The following is a 24,703-nucleotide window of genomic DNA, read 5'->3' as shown; positions in this document are numbered from 1 at the left end:
GATCCGATTTTGTGGCGGATGTCGTGGTAGACCCCGGAGTGCCGCCGGACGACGCGCAACTGCTGAAACAGAGCCGGCGGATCCTCATCAAGATGCGTCAGGGCTGGGCTCCGCAACCACGCAGGGTCCTGTCCAGCGCGCACTGGCGGATGGTGGCGGCCTTCGCCACAGTGGCCTTCTTCGGGCTGATGCTCGGCTTAGGCGCCGCGGGCAGGGGACTCGGCCTGCTCATGCTCGTGCTCTTCGGCATCCCCCTCATGATCGTGTTGTTCGTCCGCAACGACCTGCCGGGCGAGGAGGAAGACGACTTCGAGCGCGAGATCTACGAGCAACTGCGGTGGTACGAGGGCCGCTACGTGCTGACCGACGACCTCGACGAGTCCTCCAAGAGGCTGCTCAGCCGCGCCCAGCGGGCCATCGCCGCCGTGACCGGCTCCCGGGTCAACACCGAAGGGCTGCTCGACGACGCGCGCAACGCGGTGATGCTGCCCGCCCAGGAGTGGGAGATCGCCCGCCTCCTGGCCAAGTTGTCGGCACTGCGCGCCAAACACAGGGAAACCGTTTCGCGTGGCGTCACGCCCGAGGTCGAGGCGGTGGCCGCGCCCCTGGCCCGGGCGCTGGACAGCAGCGAGGCCGCCGTGATCGCCCGCGTCGAGGCGCTGGAACGTTACGCGGCCAACGTCACCGAGGCCGAGCGCGCGTACCGCGCCCATCAGCAGATCGAGGAGCTGCGCGGCCGGCTGCACCAGTACGAGGAGCTGGTGGCCGAGACCGGCGCGGACGGCTTCGCCACGACGGAGCTGGAGCGGCTGGCCGCCGACGCCGACCGGCTGGAGCAGGCGCTGAGGCGGAGCGTCAGCTCCGCGCACGAGGCCTTCCGCTACCTCGACCCCAGCCCACCCGGCGACGACCCCCCGACCCTTCCGGGCCCCGCCGACGGCGGCCGGCACTAGCCGGGTGCGTTCACGGGGTTCACCGCGTTCGTTGCGTCGAGTTCGGCGGTGCGGACGTGGCGCGGCGGGCGCTTGAGGGGAACTCCTCGATGCCGAGCACCCGCAGCAGCTCCAGCCGCTCGCGGGTCTCGGCGTCCGCCGGCGTGAACACCAGCAGTTGCTGACGCTGGTCCGGGGTGACCAGGGTCTCGCAGTTCATCACCATGCGGCCCACCCGCGAGTTCAGCAGGGTCTTGCGGCTGGCGCGCCGGACCGCCACCTCGTGCTCGGCCCAGAGCCGGCGGAAGTCGGCGCTGGCGGCCTGCAGACGGTCGACGAGTCCGGCGACCGTGGGGTCGCCTGACCTGCGGCCGACGGCCGCGCGCAGGTCGGCCACGAGCTGACGGGCCTGATGTTCCTGCTCCTCGGGCGGGTGGACGGCGCGGGTTGCGGGGTCGGTGAACCAGCGGTAGACGATGTAGCGCCGGTCGCCGGAGAGGCCGGTGAGGTCGCTCGTCAGCAGGACGGCCGCCCGGTTCTGGGCGAGGACCTCCCCCAGGTCGGACAGCACCACGGCCGGGGTGTCGCCGAGCAGGTCGAGCATGCGCATCAGGCCGGCGCGGGCCAGGCGAGCCACCCCGTCGGCGGGCGGGGGCCGGTGGCCGGCCAGGTGGAACAGGTGGTCGCGCTCATCGTCCGACAGGCGCAACGCCCGGGCCAGCGCGGCGAGCAGCTGGGCCGAGGGCTGACTGCTGCGGCCCTGCTCGAGGCGTACCACATAGTCCACCGACATGCCGGCGAGCATCGCCACCTCTTCCCGGCGCAGGCCGCTCGTGCGGCGGCGGGGGCTGTCGGGGAGGCCCACCTCGGCCGGACGGATCGCCTCGCGGCGGCGGCGCAGGAAGTCGGCGAGCTGGTCACGTTGCATGGTTCCATGCTGCCTCGCGGACGGCGCGCCGAGCCAGGGAGCGGCTCTCCCTGGATGAACGCTCCGCTTCCGCCTGCCCCGGCCCGGGCCGACGATGTGGCGAGACGACATCAGCAAGGGAGAACATGATGCAGCTACGAACCCTGGGTCGCACGGGACCGGCCGTTTCCGCGCTGGGCCTGGGTGCGATGGGCATGTCGGGCGGTTACGGCGCGGCCGACCGCGCGGAGAGCATCGCCACCGTGCACGCCTCACTGGAGGCCGGCCTCACGCTGATCGACACCGGCGACTTCTACGCCATGGGCCACAACGAGTTGCTGCTCGCCGAGGCGCTGCGCGGCCGGGATCGCGACGGCTACGTGCTGAGTGTCAAGTTCGGCCAGCTGCGGGGGCCGGGCCGCGAGCTCGGCGGGCAGGACGGCCGTCCCGAGGCGGTGAAGAACTTCCTGGCCTACTCACTGACCCGGCTGGGCACCGACCACATCGACATCTACCGTCCCGCGCGGCTGGACCCTGCGGTCCCGATCGAGGAGACGGTGGGCGCGATCAAGGAGATGGTCGACGCCGGGTACGTGCGGCACATCGGGCTCTCGGAGGTCGATGCGGCGACGATCCGCCGGGCACACGCCGTGCACCCGATCGCCGACCTGCAGATCGAGTACTCACTGATCTCCCGCGCGGTGGAGGCCGAGGTTCTGCCCACACTGCGGGAGCTCGGCATCGGCCTGACCGCGTACGGCGTCCTCGGCCACGGCCTCCTCTCCGGGCACTGGAGGGCCGGCCACATCGCCGGACCCGGCGACATGCGCGCCACCAGCCCGCGCTTCTCCAGCGGGAACGTGGAACACAACCTCGCCCTCGTGGACGCCCTGCGCCGGATCGCCGAGGCGAAGGGCTGCACCGTCGCTCAGCTGGCCATGGCCTGGGTGGCCGCACAGGGCGAGGACATCGTGCCGCTGGTCGGCGCGCGCACCCGCGAGCGGCTCGCCGAGGCGCTGCCCGCGATCGACCTGAACCTCACCGCGGACGACCTCGCCGACATCGAGAAGGCGGTGCCGCTGGGCTCGGCGCGCGGCGACCGATACCCGTCCGCGTTCATGTCCAACCTCGGCGTGGGCAACTGAACCCGCCTTCCCGGCGGGACCCGCTCCGGCGTGCCTGGGAGGCGAGAGCGCGCAGGCCGTACGCGGGCCCGGCCACTCCCGGCCTGCCCGCGGCGATCCTCGTCCGCCCCGACGGCTACGTGGCCTGGGCGAGCGACGACCGCACGGACCTGGCGGCCCAGGCGAAGGCGGCGGTGGCACGCGGCTTTTCGGCCGAGCCGGTGTCCCGCGCCTGACCCGTCATATGGTGCCGTACTGGGTCGGTCGTGCAAGCCCGCGGCGCGCTAGACCGTCTGGACCCTGGCCGTCTCCAGCAGCAGGTCGCACAGCGCGTCGGCGGCGTCCACGCGGCCCAGCTTGGCCGCCGCCTGTCCCATCGCCTGCCGCAAGCCCGGGTCGGCCAGCAGCGGCATCAACTCGGCCAGCAGCTGCTCGGCCGTCGGATGCGGCTCGAGCAGCGCCTGCGCCGCCCCCGCCGAGGCCAGGTAAGCCGCGTTCTTGCGCTGCTCGTCACCCCCGGTCGGGATCAACGGGATCAGCACCGCGGGTTTGCCGATCGCAGTCAGCTCCGACACCGTGCCCGCCCCGCTCCGCGCGATCACCACGTCGGCGGCGGCGAACAGGTCGGCCAGCTCGCCGCCCACGTACGGCACCGGGTGGTAGCGGTCGGCCAGGTCGGCGGGCACCTCGACGGCCCGCATCTGCTCGATCCAGGCGGGACCGCACTGGTGCACGACCTGCGCATGCGGCAGCAGCCGCGGCAGGATCTCCGCGATCAGCGTGTTGATCTGCCTGCTGCCCTGCGCGCCCCCCGTGACGTAGATCAGCGGCACCTCGAACGTCAGCCCGAACAGGTCGTACGCCGCCGCCCGGTTGCCCTGCAGCAGCTCGGGCCGGACCGGGTTGCCCGTCACCACGGCCCGCTTCCTGGCCGAGGCGGGCAAGTGCTCCAGCGACGACTCGTGCGACAACGCGATCCTAGTGGCCAGCCTGGCGAGGATCCGGTTGGCCAGCCCCACGACGGTCGTCTGTTCGTGCATGACCAGCGGCCGCCTGATCAGCTTGGCCGCGACCCCGATGGGCACCGCCACGTAACCCCCAGTGGACAACACCACGTCGGGCAGGTAGCGGGCCGCGTGCCCGATCGCCTGGCAGACCCCGACCGGGATGCGGAACACGTCGGCGATGTTGGTGCCCAGCTCCTTGAGGTTCGGGCGGCGGCGGAGCTTCCCCGTGGTGATCGCCTTGAACGGGATGCCGTGCTCGGCCGTGATCCTGGCCTCCAGGCCGCCGGCGGTGCCCACCCAGAGCACGTCGTGCGGTATCTGCCGCCGCTGGATGGCCGACAGGGTGGTCAAGGCCGGATAGGTGTGGCCACCGGTGCCGCCGCCGGTGATCAACAGTCGCAGGGTTCGTGACATGCGATCAGACTATGGCCGCACAGCGGAAACCCGTGTGCCCGGTCGAGGAGTCCGGTGTGTTGGCCGTGCGGGCCGCCACCCGGTAGCGGTTGCAGTAGGAATCGTGGCACATGTACGAGCCGCCGCGGATCACCTTCGCCGTCCCCTCGGCGGGTCCGGCCGGGTTGTCGGCGCGCGGCTCCCACGTCGTGGCCCACCAGTCGGCGGTCCACTCCCACACGTTGCCGGACACGTTGTACAGGCCGTATCCGTTCGGCTGGAACGACTTGACCGGCATCGTGCCCCGGCTCGGCGCGGTCGGGAAGCGACCCTGCCAGATGTTGCACCGCGGCCGCCCGCTGGGGGCGAGCTCGTCGCCCCACGGAAACCGCTTCTGCTCCAGCCCGCCGCGGGCCGCCATCTCCCACTCCGCCTCGGTCGGCAGCCGCTTGCCCGCCCACACGGCGTAGGCGGTGGCGTCGTGCCACGACACGTGCACGACCGGGTGGTTCTGCCGGTCGCCGATCGACGACCCCGGGCCCTCGGGGGAGCGCCAGGTGGCACCCTCCACGCCCGCCCACCACGGCGCGCCCGGCACGGTCGCGTCCATCACGCCGCCCGCGACGAACTGCCGGAACACGAACGACCAGCCGATCCGCTCAGCCTCGGTGACGTATCCGGTCTCCTTGACGAACGTGGCGAACTGGGCGTTCGTCACACATGCCGGATCGATCATGAACGGGTCGAGCCGCACCTCCCTGACCGGGCCCTCGCCGTCCTCGGGCCGGCCGTCCGGGTCGCTCCCGCCCATGAGGAACGTCCCGCCGGGAACGCGCACCATCCCGCGCGGCGCCGCCCGCCGCGTGGTGATCCCCACCGGCTGCCGGTGCGTCCCGGCGGCGGCGCCGTCTCTGCTCGGGCCACAGCAAGCGCTCAAAGATCCCCCCAAACGTGTCGCGACACCAAGGAAGGGTAGTGCCTGGAGTGTGCGCACCGGAGTTCGGATCATCGGGCCGCCTGCTCTGGTGGTCGTCCATCCGGATCTTCGCGACCACGGGCGTCCCCGGGCGTTTCTGCGTGAGCGCTCAGTCAGGCCGTCCGTCACCGTTGGAGGATCCGATGCCGGCACTCACCCTCTGTTTCGTAGTAAAAGCGGCAGAACGGTAGCGTTTGCCCATGCGACTCGGCGTGCTGGACATCGGCTCGAACACCGTTCATCTACTGGTCGTCGACGCCCACCGCGGCGCCCGGCCGATGCCCGCGTTCTCACACAAGGAGGGGCTCCGCCTGACGGAGTACCTCCGCAAGGACAACCGGCTGGCCGACGAGGGCATCGAGCGGTTGTGCGACTTCGTCCAGGAGGCCGTCCACCTGGCGGAGGACAAGGGGGTGGAGGACCTGCTGGCCTTCGCCACCTCCGCCGTGCGCGAGGCGGCCAACGGCGAGGAAGTGCTCGCGCGCGTCGAGGAGAGCTGCGGCGTGCACATCGAGGTGTTGTCGGGGCGGGACGAGGCCAGGCTGACCTTCCTGGCCGTGCGCCGGTGGTTCGGTTGGTCGTCGGGGCGGCTGCTGGCCTTCGACATCGGGGGCGGCTCGCTGGAGATCGCCGGCGGCGTGGACGAGGAGCCGGACGTGGCGGTGTCGCTGCCGCTGGGCGCCGGGCGCCTGACGCGGGACTGGTTCACCGCCGACCCCCCGGCCGCCGACGAGGTGCGCAAGCTGCGCAAGCACGTACGCACCGAGATCGCCCGCACCGTCGGCGACGTCGTCAGGTACGGCGAGCCCAACCGCGCCGTGGCCACCTCCAAGACCTTCAGGCAACTCGCCAGGATCGCCGGGGCCGCGCCGTCCAGCGACGGCCCGTACGTGGCGCGCTCGCTGACCCGGCAGGACATGGCCGACTGGGCGGTCAAGCTCACTACCATGACGGCGGCCGAGCGGGCGGAGCTGCCCGGCGTGTCCGAGGGCAGGGCGGCGCAACTGGCGGCCGGGGCGCTGGTCGCTGACGCGGCCATGGATCTGTTCGAGGTGGACCGGCTGGAGGTCTGCCCGTGGGCGCTGCGCGAGGGCGTGATACTGCGCCGCCTCGACCTGCTGCCCGGGCGTCATGACCAGTCCACCGCCGCGCCCAAGAAGCCCGAGAAGCCGGAGTAAGGGTGATATATCCCCAAAAATCGGCATAAGGCGCTGATGGCCGGGCACCTTCCGGCGAATGTTGGACGTGTTCGGCACCATCGGGTCCGTGGTGGTCGTACTCCTGCTGATCGTCCTGGCCACCCTCGCCATCGCGGTCGTCGCGCTGGTGGCGCTCGCGGTCATGGCCGGGTCGATGACCAACTGGCGCAGGCTGTGGCGGCGGCTGACCGGCAGGCAGGCGCGGCTGACGCTGAAGCTCAGCGGGAGCGCGGTGCCCGAACGGCGGCGAGCGGAGCTGAGCGAGGGCACACCCCGGCTGCGGCGGCGATTCCTGCTCGGCGGCGACTAGGGCTGGGTCACGACGCCATGAGGGGCGGACCTGCCGCCCCCGGCGTGTACCGGAGCCTCTTCTCCAGGCACACCACCGCCCCGTTCTCGCGTTTGTTGGTGAAACGGATGTCGTCGGCGAGCGCCCGCATGATCTGCAGTCCTCGGCCGTACTCGGCCCCCGGCTCGGGTTCGAGCACCGCGCGGGGGTCGAAGCCGTCGCCGGTGTCGACGACCTTGATGACGCACACGTCGTGCTGGACGGTGGCGCTGACCGTGTAGTCGTCGCTGGGCCCCGCATGTTTGATCACGTTGGCGCACGCCTCGGTCAGCATGAGCTCGATGTCGTCGCGCACCTGCGGCTCGACGCCCAGCGAGCGGAGCGTGCCGTCCAGCATCTGCCTGATCACCGGGACGCTCGCCGCATCCCTGGGCAGCCGGAGCGCGATTGTGGCTTCCACGGCACCTCCTCCCGAATGGATGCGTGTGGGCAGTCGGTCCGCCCACCGTAGCCACCTCTCCCTGCCCTCGATCCTCCGCCCCAATCGTCCCTTTAAAAGCCAAAAGTCCGGAAACGTTACGGTGGTTCGCGTCCAGCGGGCCACCGCAGGTGGCGATGGGCGCACTACAGCTCCAGCAGTCGCCGGGCCACCTCCATGGACGCCTTGTCGACCTCGTCCTCGGTCAGATCGCCCGGCAGCCACCTGCCGGCGTGCAGCGCGAACAGCGCCAGCGAGCGGCTGATCCGCTCCACCGGCGTGGCGCCGGGCTCGTTCATCTGCTTCGTCAGCTCGATCATCATGTCGCGCATCCTGGAGAGCTTGGGATGCTCGCGCAGCGCCGTCTGGTTGCGCTCGAGGAATCTCGCCATCTCGATGTGGCGGGGCCCCCGGAGGTTCGCGCCATAGCGCTCCAGCAGCTCGCGCCGCATCTCCGGCGTCTTCGGCTGGTTCTTCGCCCACTCCACCAGGTTTTCGATCTCGGCGACGTGCAGGTCCACCAGGCTCGCGACGATGTCGTCCTTCGTCTTGAAGTGGTAGTAGAGGGCGGCCTTCGTCACGCCGAGCTCCTCGGCGATCTCCCGCAGCGAAGTCGCCTCATACCCCTGCTCGGTGAAGAGCCTCAGCGCGATCTCCTGGATCCGGGTTCGCGTGTCTTCCCGCACATTGCACCTATTTCAGCTTGACGGCCGGCAAGTAAGTCTTTAGCTTAGTCTATGCTTGCCGGTCGGCAAGTAAGCAAGATCTTCACATAGGGGTGTGCGGGTGGCGGAGGCAGTCGGGCGGCGCCGTGAGGTCATGGTCGCCTGCCGGGGCTGATGCTGGCGATGGTGCTGGCGATGCTGGACAACATGATCGTGGGCACGGCCATGCCCCGCATCGTGGGCGAGCTCGGCGGCCTGTACGGGCGCAAGGGCATCTTCATCATCTCGATCGTCATCTTCATGATCGGCTCCGCGCTCTGCGGCATGGCCGGGTCGTCGTTGTTCGGCGGTCCGGACGGCGGCATGGCCGAGCTGATCGCGTTCCGGGCGGTGCAGGGCCTCGGCGCGGGCGGCCTGATGGTGAACGTCATGGCGATCATCGGCGACCTGGTGCCGCCCCGCGAGCGCGGCCAGTACCAGGGCATCATGGCCGGCGTCATGTCGCTGGCGATGATCGCCGGCCCGCTGGTCGGCGGGTTCATCACCGACCACCTCGACTGGCGCTGGGCGTTCTACGTGAACCTGCCGGTGGGCGCGGTCGCGTTGGTCCTCATCGTGACGAACCTGCATCTCCCCAAGCTGCACAACACGGTACGCATCGACTGGGCGGGCGCGACCCTGCTGTCGATCAGCATCACCGCGATGGTGCTCATCACGACCTGGGGCGGCAACGAATACCCGTGGGGCTCCTGGCAGATCCTCGGCCTGGCCGCGCTCGCGGTGCTCACGCTGGCGGCGTTCGTGCTGGTCGAGCGGAAGGCCGCCGAGCCGATCATGCCGCTGCAGCTGTTCAGGAACCGCAACTTCACGCTGATCTCGGCCATCGGCTTCCTGCTCGGCTTCGCCAGTTCGGCGCGATCAACTTCCTGCCGCTGTTCCAGCAGACCGTGCAGGGCGCCAGCGCCACCAACTCCGGCCTGCTGCTCCTGCCGATGATGGCCGCGGCCATGGTCGTGTCGCTCATCGTGGGCAAGGCCATCACCAGCACCGGTAAGTACAAGATCTACCCGGTGATCGGCGGCGTCGGCATGGCGGCCGGCATGTGGCTGCTGTCCACGATGGACGCCGGCACCCCCACCTGGCTGACCGGCGTCTACATCGCGGTGCTCGGCCTCGGCATGGGCTTCCTCATGCAGACCACGCTGCTGATCGCGCAGAACAGCGTCGAGCAGCGCGACCTGGGCGTCTCCAGCAGCGCGACCACGTTCTTCCGGTCGATCGGCGGCTCGTTCGGCGTCTCGTTGTTCGGCGCGGTCTTCAACAGCACCTTCCACTCCGAGCTGACCGCCAGGTTCGGGGCATCCGCGGCGGAGGGGATCGCCGCGGGCGGCGGCAGGATGGACCCCGCGTCCCTCGCTCAGCTGCCGAGCGCGCAGCGGACGGGGATGCTGGAATCGCTGGCGACGTCGATCTCCGGCGTCTTCTGGTGGGCCATCGCCTTCGTCGTGGTGGTGCCCGTGCTGGCGGCGTTCATCAAGGAGACCCCGCTGCGCGGCGGCGGCCCCGTGACCGCCTCGGCGAAGGAGCCCGTCACTCCGGCGGCAGGCTGAACAGCAGGTCGAGCGCGGTCATCGTGAGGAGCTTGCGCAGATAGGGCGTCAACGCCACCACCTGCATCACCGCACGGGCGGCCGCGGCCCGCTGCTGGAGGCGGACGAGCGCGGCCAGGCCGGAGGAGTCGATGAAGGTCAGCGCCGACAGGTCCACGTCGATCCTGCGATAGCCGTCGGCGAAGGTCAGGGCCGCGAGCTGGTAGGCCGAGCCGTGGTCCAGGTCGCCGCGGAGCGCGAGCGCGACGGTCGTCGCGTCCGGGGCGGCGACCTCGATGCGCAAGGGCATCCTGTCGAGCACTCCCATAGCTTAACCGGGCGAAAATGGGAGGCGCCGGGCAGGGCGGCCGGTGCACAATCCAGCCCATGCATACTCTTCGCCGGCCCCGCGTGGACGACGCCGCCGCTATGTACGAGCTCATCTCGGCATATGAGACCGCGGTCCTCGGGGCGCCGGACATGACGCTCCAAGACGTCCAGGACGAGCTGGTGGAGCCCGACTTCGACCGCGACAAGGACGGGTGGCTGGCACAGGACGCCGACGGCAGGCTCCTCGCGTCGGCCTGGGCATGTAGCAACGGAGACAGCGATCTCGTGCACGTCGACGTGATCGTCCGGCCCGGCGTCGAAGAGCTCGCGGACGAGCTGTGGCCACTGGTCATCGGGCGCGCCCGCGAGCTGGCCGCCGAGCGGGGGCACGACGGCGTCACCCTGCACATCGGGATCTACCGCGCCGACCAGGTCAAGCAGGCCATGGCCAAGGAACAGGGCTTCGAGCCCGGCACGAGCTTCCACCGCATGCGCATCGACTACGAGGGCCCCGTCGAGGCGCCGGTCCCGCCGGCCGGGCTCACGCTGCACTCCGGCGAGAGCGAGGACGTGCGGCGGGAGGCGCACCGCGTGCACCAGGAAGCGTTCGCCGAGCACTTCGGGTTCGTGAACATCGACTACGAGCTGTGGCACGAGCGCAGGCAGGCGCAGAGCGTCAACGACTGGAGCCAGCTCGCGCTCGCCAGGGTCGACGGGCGCGCGGCGGCGGTGCTGATCGGCAACAACCAGTTCCTGCCGGACCAGGAGTGCGGGTATGTGGCCACGCTGGCCGTGCTGCCCGAGTTCCGGGGGCAGGGGCTGGGGCGCTTCCTGCTGCGGCACGCCTTCGCCGCCGACGCGGCCCGCGGGCGCAAGGGCACGATTCTGCACGTGGACTCCAACAACACCACGCCGGCGCTGGGCTTGTACGAGTCGGCGGGGATGCGGCCGGTCATGGTCATCGACGTCTGGCGCCGCCGCCTCTGAACCAGCAGCGTCGCCGCGCTAGACGCGGTGGCGGGACAGATGCTCCAGCACCGACTGGTTGGCCTCCCACCCGTCCGGGAACTTCACCGGCACGCCCAGCTGCACCGGCTCCGCCGACGGGTGGGCGTCCAGCAGCTCGGCGATGCCCGCCCGGGCCACCACCACACAGGCGTGCCGGTGCCGCGAGGCCAGCACGCACAGCCGCCCCGACTCCAGGTGGAAGGCCGTCGCGTCACGCCGCCCGGACAGCGGGTGCAGCACGATCGTCACGTCGTACTCGCGGCCCTGCAGCCGGTTCGCGGTGTCGACGGTGATCTCCGGCGGCAGCCCCGCCGCCCGGATCGCCGCCACCTGGTCCCGGTGCGCGGCCCCCACGGCGATCCGATCCGCCGTCACCGGCCGCTCGCCCTGCTCCGAACTCGCCACCGCGCCCCGTTGCAGCAGCCGCTCGGCCAGCAGCGCCACCGCCTGCACGGCCTCCCCGTCGGTACGCACCGTGTGCCGGTTCGGCAGCTCCAGCAGCGCCCACCCCGACCGGGCGGCCTCCTCCAGCGCCCGGTCGTGCACGGTCCCCATGCCTTCCGTGACCAGCTCCAGCCGCCGATCCCCGGGCCCGGTCCCCGACCTGAACCCGGTGAACGGGTAGAACGCCCGCGACACCACCGGCGCCGCCGACGCCGGCAGCCGCCACGACACCGGCAGCCGGTGCACCGGCAGGTCCGGATTGTGCCGCAGCAGCACCGCCACCGCGCTCTGCAGCGGATCCCACGACAGTCCCCACCACCGGTCCCCGTCCACGATCGAGAACGGGTCCAGCTGTCCGGGATCGCCCACGAACAACGCCCGCTCGAACAGCCCCGCGATCCGCAGCAGCTTGTCCGAGCGCATCTGGTAGGCCTCGTCCACGATCGCCCACGGCCAGACCCGGTCGCCGATCCACGCCCACTTGTCGGCGGTCGCGATGACGATGTCCGGGTCGCCGAGGTCCTGGATCCTGGTGCCGAACCGCACGCCGGGCAGCTCCAGCAGGCGCAGCGGCGGCACGTATCCGCCGGCCGACAGCCGCCCCACGGTCAGCCGCGGATGTTTGTCCGAGATCCTGGACACCAGGTCGTCGACCTGCTCGTTGGTCTGGGCGACGATCATCAGCGGCTCACCGGCGGCCGCGATGTGCGCGGCGGCGCGTACGACGAGGGTGGACTTGCCCGCCCCCGGCGGCGAGTCGACGACCACGCCCCGGTGCCGCGGCAGGTCGGCCAGCACGTCCGCGATGACCTGCTCCGGGCTGCCGGTCACGACCACTCCTCCTGGGCGTCCTCGTCGTCGGGCGTGTACTCCTGGGGCGGGCCGCCGTGCGTCCACGGCGTGGCCTCCGCGTCGGGCAGGGTCGGCGAGCCCTGGAAGTCGTCGGTGAGTGAGGTGTAGCAGACGCGCTCGCCGACCTCGGGCACGGCGCCGGGGGTCGGCGTCTTGCCGCGCCCCATCCCTTTGGTGATCTTCACGGTGATCAGGCCCTCGTCCGCGGACACCAGCTCGGCGCCCTGGCCGCGGCGTTGCGGGGTGCCGAGGGACGCGCCGGGCGGCAGCCGTACCGGATCGTCGGTTTTGATCACCACCAGCGGGCGGAGCTTGCGTGAGCGGCCCTCGCCCTCGACGTTGTCCGGGACGGTCTCGACCACCTCGCCCGCGAAGGCCTCCCCGGTGAGCCGGTGTTCGGCCATGATCAGCGGGTCGTCGTAGGCGCGCTGCACCTCGTACGCCGCCTGGGCGCGTTCCATGCGGGCCAGTTTGGCCGCGGCCGCGACCGCGCCGTCCCTGCGGGCCTGCGGCGGCCCGCCTTCGGCGATGCTCTGCGCCATGCCGCTGAACGAGCCGCGGTCCTGCTCCCACCGCTGGGCCACGCTCGCGCCCGCCTCCAGGCCGGCCAGCAGGTCGATCGCCTGCCACATGAGCCGCCACGTGGGCTCCAGCTGGCGGCGCAGCGCCTCGGTGACGCGCTCGGCCGACCCGCTGTCGATGGCGGGCGCGAGCACCTCCGCGTCGAACCCCGGGTCGGTCGCGGGCCCGGCGGGCGGCCAGATCAGCGGGTCCTCGGCGGCCTCGCTCGGCCCCTCGGTGATCCAGCCGAGCAACGCGGCCAGGTTGGCGTCCTCCAGCGAGCTCTGCCCGCTCGCCCAGTGCCGGCCCAGCTCCTCGGTCGCGGCCGTCATGAGCGACGAGCCCGGGTACGCGGCCCGCTCCCCGAAATAGGTCAGCCACCGGCCCAGCAGCGGCACCACGTCCGGCACCGGGTAGGGCCCGTCGGCGCGGCGGAAGCGGGTGGAGCGCCCGAGGAGCCGGGTGAAGGCCACGCCGGCCGCGTTCGGCACGATGAGCTGCGGCGCGTCCACCGCCCGCTCGTAGGGGTCGGCGCCGCGCCGCTCCACCGTCTCGGTGTCGGCGAGGAAACCCTCGAGGTACGGCAGCAGCACCCCGGCCAGCTCGGCCGCCCAGGCGAAGCGCAGGTCGCGGTTGCGCGGCTGGGTCACCACGAGCAGGCGCGGCCGGTCGCGTTCGGTGCCGAGCATGGCCGCCAGCGGCGCGGCGGCCTCGCCCGACAGCTTCAGCGGGATGAACACCATCGGCCGGTCCGACAGATGGCAGTGGCGGACGGTCGCGATGGGCTGCGCGATGCCCTCGTCCAGGGCGCGCAACCGGGCGAGCGAGGTGAGCAGGCTCATGCCAGGCACTCTCTGCGCAGGCGTTCGGCGTTGCGGAGCAGCCGGGCGATCTCCTCCTGACCCTCCCGCGGATCCCGGACCCCGTCGGCCAGGCCCAGCGCCTCCGCCACCGACGCGACCCCGCCCAGCTCGTCCCGCACCTGCCTGCCGAGCTGGTCGGACGCACCCTCCTGCCGGGCCTCGTCACGGCAGAAGAAGCACAGGTCGCAGGCGGACAGGCAGTCGGGCGCGTAACGCGCCGTCGTCGTGCGCAGTGAGTCGGCCAGCTCGGCGACGGGCCTGGTGGGCCGGCCGTCCTCACCCGGCTGCAGGTCGAACGTGAGATCGTCGGGCAGCCCCTCGAGAAGCCGGTCGAGCGTGGTCATCCTGGTCAGCTGGCGCCTCAGCACGGCCAGCTGTTTGCGCACGTCGACCAGTGTCGCGACCGGGCGGTTGGCGAAGTTCTCAGGGCAGACCAGCACCACGTCGTGGGAGACCTTCAGCGGGTCGTGGCCCAGCTCCTCCAGCAGCGTGCGCAGCGCCAGTACGTAGACGGCCGCCTGCCGGGCGGCCGCCGCGACCGCCGCCGGGTCGGCCTGCCCGTCGATCACCGCGAACGACTTGACCTCCACGATGTGGAAGCGGCCGCCCAGCTGGAAGGCCACCACATCCGGCTCCAGGTAGGCGGTGTGGCCGGCGATCTGGAGGGTGAGCAGCGGGTGGTCGTACAGAGTGCCCGCGTCCTGCTCGTCACGGGCCGCCCGGTCGATCAGCGCGCGGGTGTGAGCGTGGCGCAGGTGGGCGCCGACGTTCTCCACGTCGTGGTAGGCCACCTCGGCGATCGGCAGGCCGAGCAGCTCGCGCAGCATGCGCAGCAGCTCCGCGCACCCGTCGGCCTTGACCAGCGCCTCGAACACGTTGCCGCGCGTGATCGCGAACGGCGACTGCCCGAACGGCGCGGGGAACCCCAGGTGCCGGGCCGCGGCGTCCTTGTCGACGCCGGCCCCGTCCATGAGCGCCCGGCGGGTGCAGCCGGGGTTGGCGGCCAGGGCCGCGATGGCGCGGGCGTCGTGCGGCCGCGGCGGCGTCGTGCCCCGCAACGCGTCCAGCCGGCGCAGGGTGTCGCCTTCGCGCTTCAAGCCGCTCACGTGACGTACTCCTTCTTGATCGTGCTCAGCGTAGCGGCGCCGAACAGGCGGGCGGCGTCATCCAGCTGCGCTGCGGCGCGTCGCGCCAGCTCGGCGCGGTCGCGCGTGTCGCGCTCGGCGTGCACCGCCAGCTCGGCGCGGGCCGCCTCGATCACCCGCCCGGGGTGTGGCGGGGCCAGCGAGCCGTTGGTGGCGCCGGGGATGTTCCTGGCCATCCGCACCAATAACCTGGCCGCCCGCTCATCCTCGGCCGCGTGTGAAGCCACCGCGATGGCGCAGGTCAGGAAGTCGACGCGGGGACTGAGGGGCCCGACCACACGCCGCTCCAGCGGCCAGCTGCTGAGTGTGAGCAGGCCGCGGGCGGGGGAGAGGCGGTCCGTCAGCGCCGCGCACAGGTAGTACGGCCGCCCGTACGGGGAGGAACGGAACGAACGCTCCTCGTCCCTGCGCAGGCTGGTGAGCTGCGTGCTGCGGATCGTGCCGCCGAGGAACGCCTCGCTGACGGCCACGATCAGGCGGGGCTGGGCGGTCGCCCCGAGCAGCCGCAGCCCCTGGTGCACCTGTTCGCGCACGGTGACCAGCGGCGCCGGCTCGGGCGCGCCCTCCGGCCGCTCGCCGCTGACCAGGACGTCCCAGTCCCGCTCGGCGGTGCGCAGCTCGGCGCGCAGCACCCGGGCCTTCGCGCCGTCCCTGGCCCGCATGGCCTTGCGCACACCGGCCCGCAACTCGTCGATCCGCCGCTCCAAATCGTCCAGGCGGTCACTCATGGCCGCGAGCGTATCAATAGTCCCAGTATTTTCCAGTAATTACCTGAGGATCGAGGCCATCGCGTGATCTACGGTGTAAAGGGCCTGACCCGCCCCATGCCGTCACCCGTCCCACGCCGCAGCCCAGCTCCAGCAGAGAGCCGCCGGGCGGGGTCACCCGCCATGCTCGCCCTCCACGCGTAACCGGTGAGGCAGGTGGGGACGATGCCGGTGTGACCCGTGAGAGTCGTCATGTGATGGGAGCCGCCGCCGGCCTGGCCGCCCTCGTCCCCGTCTACTACCTGACCGAGGCCGGTGCCAAGGCGCTGCGCGTGGGCACGGCTGCGGCCGGTCCCGCGCCCGCCGGGCTGGCCTGCCTGGCGGCCGTGGCGGTGCTCGTCGCCGTCCTGACCGCCTGGCCCGCGGCGGCGCTGACCTGCGGCGTTCCACTGATCTCGGCAGGCGCGCTGTTCGCCCTGGACACCGGCGCCGCGCTGGGCCTGGCGGCCACCCTTCCGTGGTCGGGGCCGACCTGGGACGGCCTGCCGCCGGCGGAGCTGGCCGAGCCGCCCGGCACGCTGGCCGGGCTTACCGGCCTCTACACCATCATCGGCGCCCTGCTCGTGCTCTCGGCGCTGCTGCCGACGCGTTGGCGATCTATCCTGGGCGGGTGAGCGGACGGGACCCGGATCGGCGCAGGGCGCTGCTGGACGCCGCGGACCGGGTCATCTCCAGCGAGGGGCCCGAGGTGTCGATGGCGGCCATCGCGGCCGCGGCCGGCATCACCAAGCCCATCCTCTACCGCCACTTCGGCGACAAGAGCGGCCTGTACGAGGCGCTCGCCGACCGGCACGTGCGCACGGTGATCGCCCAGCTGCGGCCGCGGTTCGCCGAGCCGGGGGCCGACCTGCGCGGCCGGGCCAGGGCGACGATCGGCGCCTATCTGGACCTCATCGCGGCCAACCTCAACCTCTACCGCTTCCTGTTCCACCGGGCCGGCGCCGAGGACAGCAGGACCCGCTCCCACATGACCTCGCTGGTCCGCGGCCTGGGCGAGGAGCTGGGCGGGGTGCTGGCCGCCGAGCGGGCGGCGCTCGACCCGGTGCGGGCGCAGGTCCTCGGCCACGCGTTCGTCGGCATGGTGCAGACGACCGGCGACTGGTGGCTGGAGCATCCCGAGGTGGAGCGGGATCAGGTGGTGGAGGGCCTGGTGGAGGTGATCGCCGCCGCGCTCAGTCCCCGAAGCGCGAGAGCTTCCCATGCCGCCGGGCGTACTTCAGCGCCCACGCGAACAACCCCAGCGTCGCCGCCAGGTATCCCACGTTGAGCGCGGCCGCCCAGGCCAGCCGGTCCCAGGGCAGCGCGCCGCCCGCCATGACCGTGCGCATGCCCTCGAACACGTGGGAGGCGGGCAGGAACCACGACACGGCCTGCAGCGGCGCGGGCAGCACGGACACCGGGTAGAAGATCCCGGCGAGCGGCTGCACCACGAACACCAGTGACCAGGCGATGACCTGCGCGTTCTCGCCGAAACGCAGCACCGCCGCGATGCCGACCAGGCCGAGTGACCAGCCGAGCACGAGCAGCACGCCCATGAACGGGACCAGTCCCACGCCGATGCTCGTCACCCCGAACCCGTAGAGGCCGAAGGCGAGCGCGGCCATGATCGCGACCGCGAAGGCCACCTTGCCGAGGGAGAACAGCATCAGCCCGATCAGGTATTCGACGCTGGACAGAGGGCTGACCTGCACGTTGAGCAGGTTGCGCGACCAGATGTCCTCGAGGAAGGCAATGGAGATCTCGTTGCTGGCCTTCTGCAGCAGCTGCCACAGCAGCACCGCGCCGAGCAGGAACGACACCACGAACGGCACCCGCTGCGTCTGCAGGAACAGCGTCATGAAGCCCCACAGCACCAGCTCGACCGTCGGCCAGAACAGGATCTCGAACACCCGGATCGAGCTGCGCCGCAATGCCGCGAAGTCGCGCCGGACCACGCCCATGACGCGCATGCGCCGCGCGGCCAGGCTCAGCGGAGGCAGGGTCAAGGTCGTCATCCGCGCGCCACCTTCAAGAACACCTCTTCCAGGTCCTCGGCCCCGTAGTGCCCGGCCAGCTCCGCGGCGCTGCCGGCGGCCACGATGACGCCGTCCGACATGAAGTGGATGCGGTCGCACATGCGCTCGACCTCCCGCATGTTGTGCGAGGTGATCAGCATGGCGCTGCCGTTCTCCCTGGCCAGGCGGGACAGCAGGCCGCGGATGCGGTCGCCGGCGTCGGGGTCGAGGTTGGCCGTGGGCTCGTCGAGCACCAGCAGCCGCGGCGCGTTGAGCAGGGCTTTGGCCAGCTGCACGCGGGTGCGCTGCCCGGACGACAGCGCCATCATCGGCCGCTTGTGGAGGTGATCGAGCTCGAACAGCTCGATCACCTCCTCGACCCGCCGGCGCGGATGGCGTACGGCGTAGAGCCGGGCGAACGCGTCGAGCACCTCCCGCACCCGCAGCACGCCGGGCAGGTCGACGTAACTGGCGGCGAAGTTGACCTGGCTGAGCGCCTCGATCCGGTGCTGGGCCAGCTCCATGCCGAACAGCTTGATGCTGCCGGCGTCCGGGGTGATGAGGCCGAGCAGCATGTGGAGCGTGGTCGACTTGCCGGCGCCGTTGGGGCCGAGCAACCCCACGACCTCACCTTCGCCGATGGTGAGGCTCAGGTCGCGGACGGCCGTGACCGATCCGAACCGCTTGAGCAGATGGGATGCCTGCAGGATGGTCACCGCACAAGCCTGCGCCGCTGCCCGGGTCAAGGCAACGGGTTTTCCGCCCGCTCGCGCAACATGCCGAGCAGATCCCACTCGTTCTCGCACACGCGGCGGCCGATCGCCGCCAGTTCGACGGAGCGGGCGCCGCCACGCAGGTGCCGCATGGTCTGCATGACGCAGATGACGCCCCATTTGAGCACGCCGAAGGTCTCCCACCAGCGCAGCGCGTCCCGGTCCACCGGGTCGCCGCCGGCCCGCTCGTAGGCGTGGATGAGGTCGTCGTACGTGCCGAACCCGCCGACCGGCAGCGGCGAGCCGAACCGCCAGGCCTTCACACACAACCAGCCGAGGTCCTCCAGCGGGTCCCCGGCATGGGCGAGCTCCCAGTCGAGCACTGCCCTGATCCCCTCGGGGCCGACGATGAGGTTGCCGTTGCGGAAGTCGCCGTGCACCACGGCGCGCCGGCCGGGGCGCGGCCGCGTCGCGGCGAGCCGCCGCAACGCCAGCTCGAACACCGGGTGCGGCTCGCCCAGCCGGTCGAGCACGTCCCGCCAGCGGCGCAGCGGATCGGTCTCGGCCGCGGTCTCAGCCTCAGCGGGCACGCACGACAGCGGCATGCGGTGAATGGCGGCCAGCGCCTGGCCGCACTGCGCGGCGAGTCTGCGCCGGGCCGTGGCGTAGGCGTCGTCGCGCAGGATCTTGCGCGGGATCGTCTCGCCGGGGACACGGGTCATGAGGATGTGGGACTCGCCGCTGGAGACGATCCGCGGCACCGGCACCCCCGCCTGAAACGCGGTGCGCATCAGCACGGCCTCGGCCGCCAGGGTGGCGCCGGCCTCCAGGGCGGCACCGGGAGACTCGAGCCGCAGGACCAGCTCATGCCGGGTGCCGTCGGCCGCGGCGACGTCCAGGGCCCACGTCTCGCGGGACGCCCCGCCGGGCAGCCGCACCCGATGCGGGATCGCCGACCCGGCACCGAACACCGTGCGGACGATCTCCTCGAGCCGGCTCATCGCAGGCCGAACTCCCAGGTGCCGCCCGCCGCGTACGTGCCCAGGATGCGCCGCCCCACCGAGTCGATGTGCACCTCGTCGGGGCCATCGTAGATCCGCCCGGCCCGAGCGTGCCGGTACATCCGCTCGAGCGGAGTGTCCGGCGTCAGGCCCGCGGCCCCGTAGACCTGGATGGCGCGGTCGATCACGTTGTGCAGCATACGCGCTCCGACGACCTTGATCGCCCCGATCTCCACCCGTGCGTCGGAACCGGCGTCGATCGCCTCGGCGGCCTGCAACGTGAGCAGCCTGGCCGCCTGGATCTCGGTGTAGGAGTCGAACACGTGCTGCCGCATGAGCTGCTTGTTCGCCAGCGGCTCGCCGAACGCGCTGCGCTCGTGCAGCCTGCGGCACATCAGGTCGAAGGCCCGCTGCGCCTGCCCCAGCCAGCGCATGCAGTGGAAGATCCGGCCGGGTCCCAGGCGTTGCTGCGCGATGACGAACCCATGGCCGCGCCGGCCGAGCAGGTTGGCGGCGGGCACGCGGACGTCCTCGTAGCGCACCTCGCAGTGCGCCCCGTCCAGTCCCAGCACCGGCGTCTCGCGGACGATGGTGTAGCCGGGTGTGTCGGTCGGCACCAGGATCATGGAGAAGGCCCGGTGTGGCGGGGCGTCCGGCTCGGTGCGGCACATCACGGTCGTGTACGCCGCCCGCGACGCCCCGGTCGTGAACCACTTGTGCCCGTTGATCACCCACTCGTCGCCGTCGAGCACGGCGGCCGTGCGGAGCCGGGTGGGGTCGGAGCTGGACACCGACGGCTCGGTCATGGCGAAGCTGGGCCAGATGTCGCCGCGCACCAGCGGCTCGAGGTAGCGTTCGCGCTGCTCGGGCGAGGCGTGCTCGTGCAGCATGAGCGAGTCCTGCAGCGTGAAGGTGCCCAGCGCCAGCTGCCCGTACTCGCTGCGTCCCTGCACCTCGTTGACGTAGACGTAGTCGAGGAACGACAGCCCGCCGCCGCCCAGCTCCCGCGGGTGGCCGAGCGCCCACAGGCCTTCCTTCTTCGCCTCGGCCCGCAGCTCGTCCAGCGCGGCCGCGGCGGCGGCGGCGCCGCCGGCGTGCAGCACCGGCTCGGCGGGCTCGACCCGCTCGGTCATGAACGCGTGGACGGCATCGCGGATCGGCCGGACACCGGCGGGCACGGCGAAGCTCATGAAATGATCTCAGCCGACAATCGTTGCCGAGTCAACGGTGTCAGGGCAGCCAGCTGACCCGTCCGCGCAGGAACGCGTACCCGACGAAGGCGACGGCGTCGATGAGCGTGTGGGCCACCACGAGCGGCGTCGCGCGCCCCCACCGCTGGTACAGCCGCCCGAACACCACGCCCATCACCACGTTTCCGGCGAACCCCCCGAACCCCTGATACAGGTGGTACGACCCGCGCAGCAGCGACGAGAGCGCGAGGGCCTTCCACGGGCTCCATCCGGCCTGCCCGAGCCGGTGCAGCAGGTAGCCGGCGACCAGCACCTCCTCCAGCACGCCGTTCTGAGCCGCCGCGAGCAGCAGCACCGGCACCTGCCACCACACCTCGGGCAGCGCACCGGGAACGACGGTCAGGTTCACCCCGGAGGCCCACACCGCCAGGTAGAACGCCAGCCCGCTGCCGCCGATCGCGGCCGCGAGCAGGGCCCCGCGCACCAGGTCCCGCCGCGGCTCGCGCAGGTCCGCGCCGATCGTGCGCATGGACTCCCCGGAGCGCACCAGCAGGTACGCCACCAGCCCGACCGGCGCCACCGAGATCACGATCTGGACCAGCTGCAACGTCAGGTCCAGCCACGGCCGCCCCGGGGCCATGGACCCGACGAGCACGGCCTGCTGGCTCTTCAGCTCCTTCGGCGCGGTGAGCGCCCCGATCAGCCGCACGAGCGCCACCAGGCCGCTGGCGCCGAGCGAGACCGACATCACGACGAAGATCTCGGCCCGGATCAGCTGGGGTCCGAGCACCGGGGTAGATGCGGTGGGAGACTCTGTGCGCATGGCCGCAGGGTAGTCGTTCCCTGCTAAAAAGGAGATCAGATGACGAAGGGGCCGCACGACGTACCCACGGCGGCGCAGCTGGTGGCCGCCGTGCGTGATTTCCTCGAGAGTGACGTGTTGCCGGCCGTCGAGGGCCGGGTGCGGTTCCACACCCGGGTCGCGATCAACGTGCTGGGCATGGTCGAGCGGGAGATCGAGTTGGGTCCCGCCCAGGCGGCCGAGCACGCCGCCCGGCTGGCCGCGCTGGGCGTGGCCGGCGACGCCGAGCTGGCCGCCGCCGTTCGCGAGGGCCGGATCGCCGACGACCACGAGCTCGTCGCCGCCCTGGTGGATGCCGTGCGGGCCAAGCTGGAGGTTGCCAACCCCGGCTATCTCGTGGCGGATTGAACCGGCGGCCCGCCCCCGCGGGGGGACGGGGGCGGACCGCCGGGGTTCAGTGCGAGCCGGTCAGGTCCAGGTCCTTGACCTTGGGGTCGCCCTCGTCGGCGAAGTAGTCGTCGCGCGAGGTCGCGTCCGGCCCGTCGGCCATCTTGAGCGCCCGGAACACCAGCGTGCCCAGCGCCGCCACCACCAGGTTGACGATCACCGCCACGAACCCGACGTAGATCGTCATCTTGGTGTCGAACCCGAAGTTGGACAGCGGGAACGCCGAGCCGCCGAAGTGCAGCTTGCCGGTGGCGGGGTTCGGGATGAGGTAGAGCATCCACATGCCCGCCCCAAGGCCGGCCGCCCAGCCCGCGATCAGGCCGCCCTTGTGGAACCAGCGCGTGTAGAGGCCGAGCGCCACCGACGGCAGCGTCTGCAGGATGATCACGCCGCCGATGAGCTGCAGGTCGATGGAGAACTGCGGGTCCAGCACCAGGATGCAGAGCACCGCGCCGACCTTGACCAGGAGCGAGGTCAGCTTGGAGACCTTGGCCTCCTGGGCGTCTGTGGCGTGCTTGTTGAAGTACTCGCGGTAGATGTTGCGGGTGAACAGGTTGGCCGCGGCGATCGACATGATGGCCGCCGGGACCAGCGCGCCGATGCCGACCGCGGCGTAGGCGACGCCGGTGAACCAGTCGGGGAACATCTGGTCGAACAGCTGCGGCACGATCGTGTTGTTGTCCGGCTTGCCGTTCGCGTTCATGACCGGCTTGGTGCCGGCCGCGATCGCCATGTAGCCGAGCAGCGCGATCAGGCCGAGCAGGAGGCTGTAGGCGGGCAGCGCCGACATGTTCCGCTTGATCACGTTGCGGTTCTTGGAGGCCAGCACGCCGGTGAGGCTGTGCGGGTAGAGGAACAGCGCCAGCGCCGAGCCGAAGGCCAGGGTGATGTACTGCAGCTGGTTGGCGGCGTTGAGGATGATCCCGTCGCCGGGCGCGGGGGAGGCGTCGAACTTCGCCTTCGCCGCGTCGAAGACCGATCCCCAGCCGCCGAGCTTGGCCGGGATGTAGAAGACCGCCGCCAGGATCACGATGTAGATCAGCGTGTCCTTGACGAAGGCGATCAATGCGGGGGCGCGCAGGCCCGACTGGTAGGTGTAGGCGGCCAGGATCGCGAACGCGATGATGATCGGCAGGTGCCCGGTGACGCCCATCGACTTCAGCACGGCCTCGATGCCGACCAGCTGCAGCGCGATGTACGGCATGGTCGCCACCAGCCCGGTGATCGCCACCAGCAGCGCCAGCGTCGGCGAGCCGAAGCGGGCCCGGACGAAGTCGGCCGGCGTGACGAACCCGTGCACGTGCGACACCGACCACAGCCTGACCAGGACCAGGAACACCAGCGGGTAGATGATCACGGTGTACGGCACGGCGAAGAAGCCCATGGCGCCGGCGCCGAACACGAGCGCGGGCACCGCCACGAACGTGTATGCGGTGTACAGGTCGCCGCCCACGAGGAACCAGGTGATCCAGGAGCCGAAGTTGCGGCCGCCCAGGCCCCACTCGTTCAGGCTCTCGATGTTGTCGGGCCGCCGCCAGCGGGCCGCCACGAATCCCATGGCGCTGACGACCAGGAACAGCACAGTGAAGACGACCAGCTCGGTCGTGTGCCCGCTCACTTCGTCATCCTGTACACGATCGTCGTGGACACGACGCCGACCCCGATGAAGGCGAGCTGCAGCCAGTAGAACAGCGGGAAGCCCAGCAAGCGGGGCTCATCGCCGTTGAACAGGAACGTCAGCAACGGCAACACGATCGGCACGAGCAGCAGCCAGTTCCAGGGGCTGCGGTCGGTGCGCGGTTGCCCGGGTTCCCCGGTAGTCATCGACCCTCCGATGGCATGGATCAGCAGCCGGCGGTGACCGGCTCCTGACAGGTAGTCAATGGAGGGAGACTAGCTTTATGGCGGTATTAAACCCAATGTCGGTTATGTTACGGTTTGGCCTAAATACTGAGATTCCGTCCCGGCATATGAGACACGCAGCCGTAACGCCGTTGTGGGAGCTTAGTTACCGGGACCTCGCCTGCCCGTCATCGATCGGCGAGTGGTCGGTTGCACGCGCCGAACGGCCTCTCACGGAAAACATGACAAGAGATGTCCTCTTTTCCGGACACCATCGGTCGCATGATTGCTTTGGTGGCGGGCTCGACCCGCGGCACGGGACGAGGAATAGCGGTCGCGCTGGGCGCGGCCGGCGCGACGGTTTACTGCACGGGCCGCAGCACGCGCGAGCGGCGCTCGGAGATGAACAGGCCGGAGACCATCGAGGAGACGGCGGAACTGGTCACGGCGGCCGGCGGCACGGGCATCGCCGTCCAGGTCGACCACCTCGACCCCGCGCAGGTCGAGGCGCTCGCGGTGCGCGTGGAGCGCGAGCAGGGCCGGCTCGACGTGCTGGTCAACGACGTGTGGGGGAGCGACCACCTGTGGGAGTGGGACACCCCCGTGTGGAAACACGACATGGACAAGGGGCTGCGGCTGCTCCGGCTGGCCGTCGACACCCACATCATCAGCAGCAGGTTCCTGCTGCCGCTGCTGATCAGGAACGAGGGCGGGCTGGTCGTGGAGGTCACCGACGGCACCTGGGAGTTCAACGAGACCCGCTACCGGGAGAACGTCTACTACGACCTGGCCAAGATGTCGGTGAACCGGCTGGCGTTCGCCTGGTCCAAGGAGCTGCGCCCGTACGGCGGGACGGGCGTGGCGGTCACGCCCGGGTTCCTGCGCTCGGAGGCGATGCTGGACAACTTCGGGGTCACCGAGGACAACTGGCGCGAGGCCAAGGTCGACCACAAGAGCTGGCTGGTCTCCGAGACCCCCGCCTACGTGGGCCGCGCGATCGCCGCGATCGCCGCCGACCCTGACAAGCAACGCTGGTCGGGCAGGTCAGTGGACAGCGGGCAGCTGGCCGAGGCGTACGGCCTCACCGACGTGGACGGCAGCCGCCCGCAGGTGTGGCGCTTCATCACCGAGGTGGAGGAGACCGGCAAGGACGCCGACCCGGCCGACTACCGGTAGCCGCGGACC

General features: G+C 71.2%; 29 protein-coding genes. 12 read left to right on the top strand and 17 right to left on the bottom strand.

Features of this window, described 5'->3' with window-relative positions; all coding sequences use genetic code 11:
• Positions 1-11: 11 nt before the first annotated feature.
• Positions 12-953 (top strand): hypothetical protein, encoded by a 942-nt coding sequence (locus tag OHA25_RS39890; protein WP_305918915.1) that lies wholly within the window; start codon positions 12-14, stop codon positions 951-953.
• A 19-nt stretch (positions 954-972) separates the two neighbouring features.
• Here the strand turns inward: OHA25_RS39890 and OHA25_RS39885 are convergent, their stop codons facing one another.
• Positions 973-1,860 (bottom strand): helix-turn-helix transcriptional regulator, encoded by an 888-nt coding sequence (locus OHA25_RS39885; RefSeq protein WP_327582080.1) that lies wholly within the window; start codon positions 1,858-1,860, stop codon positions 973-975.
• 128 nt (positions 1,861-1,988) lie between these two features.
• Between OHA25_RS39885 and OHA25_RS39880 the strand changes: the two genes are divergently transcribed.
• Positions 1,989-2,984 (top strand): aldo/keto reductase, encoded by a 996-nt coding sequence (locus OHA25_RS39880; protein WP_327582079.1) that lies wholly within the window; start codon positions 1,989-1,991, stop codon positions 2,982-2,984.
• Positions 2,942-3,199 carry an aromatic-ring hydroxylase C-terminal domain-containing protein gene (locus OHA25_RS61600; RefSeq protein WP_442942227.1) on the top strand — a complete coding sequence of 86 codons (258 nt, stop codon included), beginning with the start codon at positions 2,942-2,944 and terminating at the stop codon, positions 3,197-3,199. Before OHA25_RS39880 ends, OHA25_RS61600 begins: the two co-directional genes overlap by 43 nt.
• 48 nt (positions 3,200-3,247) lie before the next feature.
• Here the strand turns inward: OHA25_RS61600 and OHA25_RS39875 are convergent, their stop codons facing one another.
• Together OHA25_RS39875 and OHA25_RS39870 are read right to left on the bottom strand one after the other, a co-directional pair.
• Entirely contained in the window at positions 3,248-4,384 is a 1,137-nt protein-coding gene (locus OHA25_RS39875) for a UDP-N-acetylglucosamine--N-acetylmuramyl-(pentapeptide) pyrophosphoryl-undecaprenol N-acetylglucosamine transferase (protein ID WP_327582078.1), read from the bottom strand.
• 4 nt (positions 4,385-4,388) lie between these two features.
• Complete coding sequence (locus OHA25_RS39870; RefSeq protein WP_442942226.1) at positions 4,389-5,204, bottom strand: formylglycine-generating enzyme family protein; 816 nt, start codon at positions 5,202-5,204, stop codon at positions 4,389-4,391.
• Positions 5,205-5,539: 335 nt separating this feature from the next.
• Between OHA25_RS39870 and OHA25_RS39865 the strand changes: the two genes are divergently transcribed.
• Both OHA25_RS39865 and OHA25_RS39860 read left to right on the top strand, forming a co-directional pair.
• Positions 5,540-6,517 (top strand): Ppx/GppA phosphatase family protein, encoded by a 978-nt coding sequence (locus OHA25_RS39865; protein ID WP_327582076.1) that lies wholly within the window; start codon positions 5,540-5,542, stop codon positions 6,515-6,517.
• A 58-nt stretch (positions 6,518-6,575) separates the two neighbouring features.
• Positions 6,576-6,848: a hypothetical protein gene (locus tag OHA25_RS39860; protein WP_327582075.1), complete on the top strand. Its 273-nt coding sequence runs from the start codon at positions 6,576-6,578 to the stop codon at positions 6,846-6,848.
• A 7-nt stretch (positions 6,849-6,855) separates the two neighbouring features.
• On the opposite strand, the gene OHA25_RS39855 is transcribed toward OHA25_RS39860, so the two are convergent.
• Positions 6,856-7,287 (bottom strand): ATP-binding protein, encoded by a 432-nt coding sequence (locus OHA25_RS39855; RefSeq protein ID WP_327582074.1) that lies wholly within the window; start codon positions 7,285-7,287, stop codon positions 6,856-6,858.
• A gap of 164 nt (positions 7,288-7,451) precedes the next feature.
• Positions 7,452-7,991, bottom strand: coding sequence for a TetR/AcrR family transcriptional regulator (locus tag OHA25_RS39850; RefSeq protein WP_327582073.1), 540 nt, complete (start codon positions 7,989-7,991; stop codon positions 7,452-7,454).
• A 174-nt stretch (positions 7,992-8,165) separates the two neighbouring features.
• Between OHA25_RS39850 and OHA25_RS39845 the strand changes: the two genes are divergently transcribed.
• Both OHA25_RS39845 and OHA25_RS39840 read left to right on the top strand, forming a co-directional pair.
• Positions 8,166-8,966 (top strand): MFS transporter, encoded by an 801-nt coding sequence (locus OHA25_RS39845; RefSeq protein WP_327582072.1) that lies wholly within the window; start codon positions 8,166-8,168, stop codon positions 8,964-8,966.
• Positions 8,918-9,580 (top strand): hypothetical protein, encoded by a 663-nt coding sequence (locus OHA25_RS39840; RefSeq protein ID WP_327582071.1) that lies wholly within the window; start codon positions 8,918-8,920, stop codon positions 9,578-9,580. The genes OHA25_RS39845 and OHA25_RS39840 overlap by 49 nt, the downstream gene beginning before the upstream one ends.
• On the opposite strand, the gene OHA25_RS39835 is transcribed toward OHA25_RS39840, so the two are convergent.
• Positions 9,561-9,881, bottom strand: coding sequence for an STAS domain-containing protein (locus tag OHA25_RS39835; RefSeq protein ID WP_305918904.1), 321 nt, complete (start codon positions 9,879-9,881; stop codon positions 9,561-9,563). The two genes, OHA25_RS39840 and OHA25_RS39835, sit on opposite strands and share 20 nt — an antisense overlap.
• Positions 9,882-9,946: 65 nt before the next feature.
• On the opposite strand from OHA25_RS39835, the gene OHA25_RS39830 reads away from it, so the two are divergent.
• Positions 9,947-10,876, top strand: a complete 930-nt coding sequence (locus OHA25_RS39830) for a GNAT family N-acetyltransferase (RefSeq protein ID WP_327582070.1) — start codon at positions 9,947-9,949, stop codon at positions 10,874-10,876.
• An 18-nt stretch (positions 10,877-10,894) separates the two neighbouring features.
• On the opposite strand, the gene OHA25_RS39825 is transcribed toward OHA25_RS39830, so the two are convergent.
• The 4 genes from OHA25_RS39825 to OHA25_RS39810 are packed head-to-tail and all read right to left on the bottom strand — an operon-like array spanning position 10,895 to position 15,490.
• Complete coding sequence (locus OHA25_RS39825) at positions 10,895-12,172, bottom strand: AAA family ATPase (RefSeq protein ID WP_327582069.1); 1,278 nt, start codon at positions 12,170-12,172, stop codon at positions 10,895-10,897.
• A complete protein-coding gene (locus tag OHA25_RS39820; RefSeq protein ID WP_327582068.1) occupies positions 12,169-13,596 on the bottom strand; it encodes a hypothetical protein in 1,428 nt (475 codons plus the stop codon). Before OHA25_RS39820 ends, OHA25_RS39825 begins: the two co-directional genes overlap by 4 nt.
• The gene (locus OHA25_RS39815; RefSeq protein WP_327582067.1) at positions 13,593-14,723 is read right to left on the bottom strand and encodes a hypothetical protein; all 1,131 of its coding nucleotides are present in this window, start codon (positions 14,721-14,723) and stop codon (positions 13,593-13,595) included. The genes OHA25_RS39820 and OHA25_RS39815 overlap by 4 nt, the downstream gene beginning before the upstream one ends.
• Positions 14,720-15,490 carry a hypothetical protein gene (locus tag OHA25_RS39810; RefSeq protein WP_327582066.1) on the bottom strand — a complete coding sequence of 257 codons (771 nt, stop codon included), beginning with the start codon at positions 15,488-15,490 and terminating at the stop codon, positions 14,720-14,722. Before OHA25_RS39810 ends, OHA25_RS39815 begins: the two co-directional genes overlap by 4 nt.
• Before the next feature lie 212 nt (positions 15,491-15,702).
• Between OHA25_RS39810 and OHA25_RS39805 the strand changes: the two genes are divergently transcribed.
• Both OHA25_RS39805 and OHA25_RS39800 read left to right on the top strand, forming a co-directional pair.
• Positions 15,703-16,143, top strand: a complete 441-nt coding sequence (locus OHA25_RS39805; protein ID WP_327582065.1) for a hypothetical protein — start codon at positions 15,703-15,705, stop codon at positions 16,141-16,143.
• Complete coding sequence (locus OHA25_RS39800) at positions 16,140-16,796, top strand: TetR/AcrR family transcriptional regulator (RefSeq protein ID WP_327582064.1); 657 nt, start codon at positions 16,140-16,142, stop codon at positions 16,794-16,796. Before OHA25_RS39805 ends, OHA25_RS39800 begins: the two co-directional genes overlap by 4 nt.
• Here the strand turns inward: OHA25_RS39800 and OHA25_RS39795 are convergent.
• From OHA25_RS39795 to OHA25_RS39775, 5 genes are read right to left on the bottom strand one after another with little or no spacing between them, the layout of a single operon-like run.
• The gene (locus OHA25_RS39795) at positions 16,702-17,523 is read right to left on the bottom strand and encodes an ABC transporter permease (protein ID WP_327582063.1); all 822 of its coding nucleotides are present in this window, start codon (positions 17,521-17,523) and stop codon (positions 16,702-16,704) included. The two genes, OHA25_RS39800 and OHA25_RS39795, sit on opposite strands and share 95 nt — an antisense overlap.
• Complete coding sequence (locus OHA25_RS39790) at positions 17,520-18,239, bottom strand: ABC transporter ATP-binding protein (RefSeq protein WP_327582062.1); 720 nt, start codon at positions 18,237-18,239, stop codon at positions 17,520-17,522. Before OHA25_RS39790 ends, OHA25_RS39795 begins: the two co-directional genes overlap by 4 nt.
• Positions 18,240-18,265: 26 nt before the next feature.
• The gene (locus tag OHA25_RS39785; protein WP_327582061.1) at positions 18,266-19,237 is read right to left on the bottom strand and encodes a phosphotransferase family protein; all 972 of its coding nucleotides are present in this window, start codon (positions 19,235-19,237) and stop codon (positions 18,266-18,268) included.
• The gene (locus OHA25_RS39780; RefSeq protein ID WP_327582060.1) at positions 19,234-20,427 is read right to left on the bottom strand and encodes an acyl-CoA dehydrogenase family protein; all 1,194 of its coding nucleotides are present in this window, start codon (positions 20,425-20,427) and stop codon (positions 19,234-19,236) included. The genes OHA25_RS39785 and OHA25_RS39780 overlap by 4 nt, the downstream gene beginning before the upstream one ends.
• Before the next feature lie 40 nt (positions 20,428-20,467).
• Positions 20,468-21,250 carry a CPBP family intramembrane glutamic endopeptidase gene (locus OHA25_RS39775; protein ID WP_327582059.1) on the bottom strand — a complete coding sequence of 261 codons (783 nt, stop codon included), beginning with the start codon at positions 21,248-21,250 and terminating at the stop codon, positions 20,468-20,470.
• Between the two features lie 39 nt (positions 21,251-21,289).
• Here OHA25_RS39775 and OHA25_RS39770 point away from each other — a divergent pair, with 39 nt between their 5' ends.
• Positions 21,290-21,637, top strand: coding sequence for a DUF6285 domain-containing protein (locus OHA25_RS39770; protein ID WP_305918891.1), 348 nt, complete (start codon positions 21,290-21,292; stop codon positions 21,635-21,637).
• 46 nt (positions 21,638-21,683) lie between these two features.
• Here OHA25_RS39770 and mctP read toward each other — a convergent pair whose 3' ends face one another.
• Both mctP and OHA25_RS39760 read right to left on the bottom strand, forming a co-directional pair.
• Positions 21,684-23,294, bottom strand: coding sequence for a monocarboxylate uptake permease MctP (gene mctP, locus OHA25_RS39765; RefSeq protein WP_327582058.1), 1,611 nt, complete (start codon positions 23,292-23,294; stop codon positions 21,684-21,686).
• A complete protein-coding gene (locus tag OHA25_RS39760; RefSeq protein ID WP_305918889.1) occupies positions 23,291-23,500 on the bottom strand; it encodes a DUF3311 domain-containing protein in 210 nt (69 codons plus the stop codon). The genes mctP and OHA25_RS39760 overlap by 4 nt, the downstream gene beginning before the upstream one ends.
• 300 nt (positions 23,501-23,800) lie before the next feature.
• On the opposite strand from OHA25_RS39760, the gene OHA25_RS39755 reads away from it, so the two are divergent.
• Complete coding sequence (locus OHA25_RS39755; protein WP_327582057.1) at positions 23,801-24,694, top strand: SDR family oxidoreductase; 894 nt, start codon at positions 23,801-23,803, stop codon at positions 24,692-24,694.
• The last annotated feature ends 9 nt before the right edge of the window (positions 24,695-24,703 follow it).

Source organism: Nonomuraea sp. NBC_00507 (genome assembly GCF_036013525.1).
Classification (GTDB): Bacteria; Actinomycetota; Actinomycetes; order Streptosporangiales; family Streptosporangiaceae; genus Nonomuraea.
Note: the sequence above shows the minus strand (reverse complement) of the source record. Positions and strands in the feature narration are given on the sequence as shown.

Excerpts from the sequence above, each read along its gene's own strand:
- OHA25_RS39865 (WP_327582076.1), top strand. The coding sequence starts at position 5,540 with ATGCGACTCGGCGTGCTGGACATCGGCTCGAACACCGTTCATCTACTG.
- OHA25_RS39845 (WP_327582072.1), top strand. The coding sequence starts at position 8,166 with ATGCTGGACAACATGATCGTGGGCACGGCCATGCCCCGCATCGTGGGC.
- OHA25_RS39875 (WP_327582078.1), bottom strand. The coding sequence starts at position 4,384 with ATGTCACGAACCCTGCGACTGTTGATCACCGGCGGCGGCACCGGTGGC.
- OHA25_RS39870 (WP_442942226.1), bottom strand. The coding sequence starts at position 5,204 with ATGGTGCGCGTTCCCGGCGGGACGTTCCTCATGGGCGGGAGCGACCCG.
- OHA25_RS39770 (WP_305918891.1), top strand. The coding sequence starts at position 21,290 with ATGACGAAGGGGCCGCACGACGTACCCACGGCGGCGCAGCTGGTGGCC.
- OHA25_RS39775 (WP_327582059.1), bottom strand. The coding sequence starts at position 21,250 with ATGCGCACAGAGTCTCCCACCGCATCTACCCCGGTGCTCGGACCCCAG.
- OHA25_RS39760 (WP_305918889.1), bottom strand. The coding sequence starts at position 23,500 with ATGACTACCGGGGAACCCGGGCAACCGCGCACCGACCGCAGCCCCTGG.
- OHA25_RS39785 (WP_327582061.1), bottom strand. The coding sequence starts at position 19,237 with ATGAGCCGGCTCGAGGAGATCGTCCGCACGGTGTTCGGTGCCGGGTCG.
- OHA25_RS39810 (WP_327582066.1), bottom strand. The coding sequence starts at position 15,490 with ATGAGTGACCGCCTGGACGATTTGGAGCGGCGGATCGACGAGTTGCGG.
- OHA25_RS39830 (WP_327582070.1), top strand. The coding sequence starts at position 9,947 with ATGCATACTCTTCGCCGGCCCCGCGTGGACGACGCCGCCGCTATGTAC.
- OHA25_RS39880 (WP_327582079.1), top strand. The coding sequence starts at position 1,989 with ATGCAGCTACGAACCCTGGGTCGCACGGGACCGGCCGTTTCCGCGCTG.
- OHA25_RS39860 (WP_327582075.1), top strand. The coding sequence starts at position 6,576 with ATGTTGGACGTGTTCGGCACCATCGGGTCCGTGGTGGTCGTACTCCTG.
- OHA25_RS39820 (WP_327582068.1), bottom strand. The coding sequence starts at position 13,596 with ATGAGCCTGCTCACCTCGCTCGCCCGGTTGCGCGCCCTGGACGAGGGC.
- OHA25_RS39780 (WP_327582060.1), bottom strand. The coding sequence starts at position 20,427 with ATGAGCTTCGCCGTGCCCGCCGGTGTCCGGCCGATCCGCGATGCCGTC.
- OHA25_RS39755 (WP_327582057.1), top strand. The coding sequence starts at position 23,801 with ATGATTGCTTTGGTGGCGGGCTCGACCCGCGGCACGGGACGAGGAATA.
- OHA25_RS39885 (WP_327582080.1), bottom strand. The coding sequence starts at position 1,860 with ATGCAACGTGACCAGCTCGCCGACTTCCTGCGCCGCCGCCGCGAGGCG.
- OHA25_RS39795 (WP_327582063.1), bottom strand. The coding sequence starts at position 17,523 with ATGACGACCTTGACCCTGCCTCCGCTGAGCCTGGCCGCGCGGCGCATG.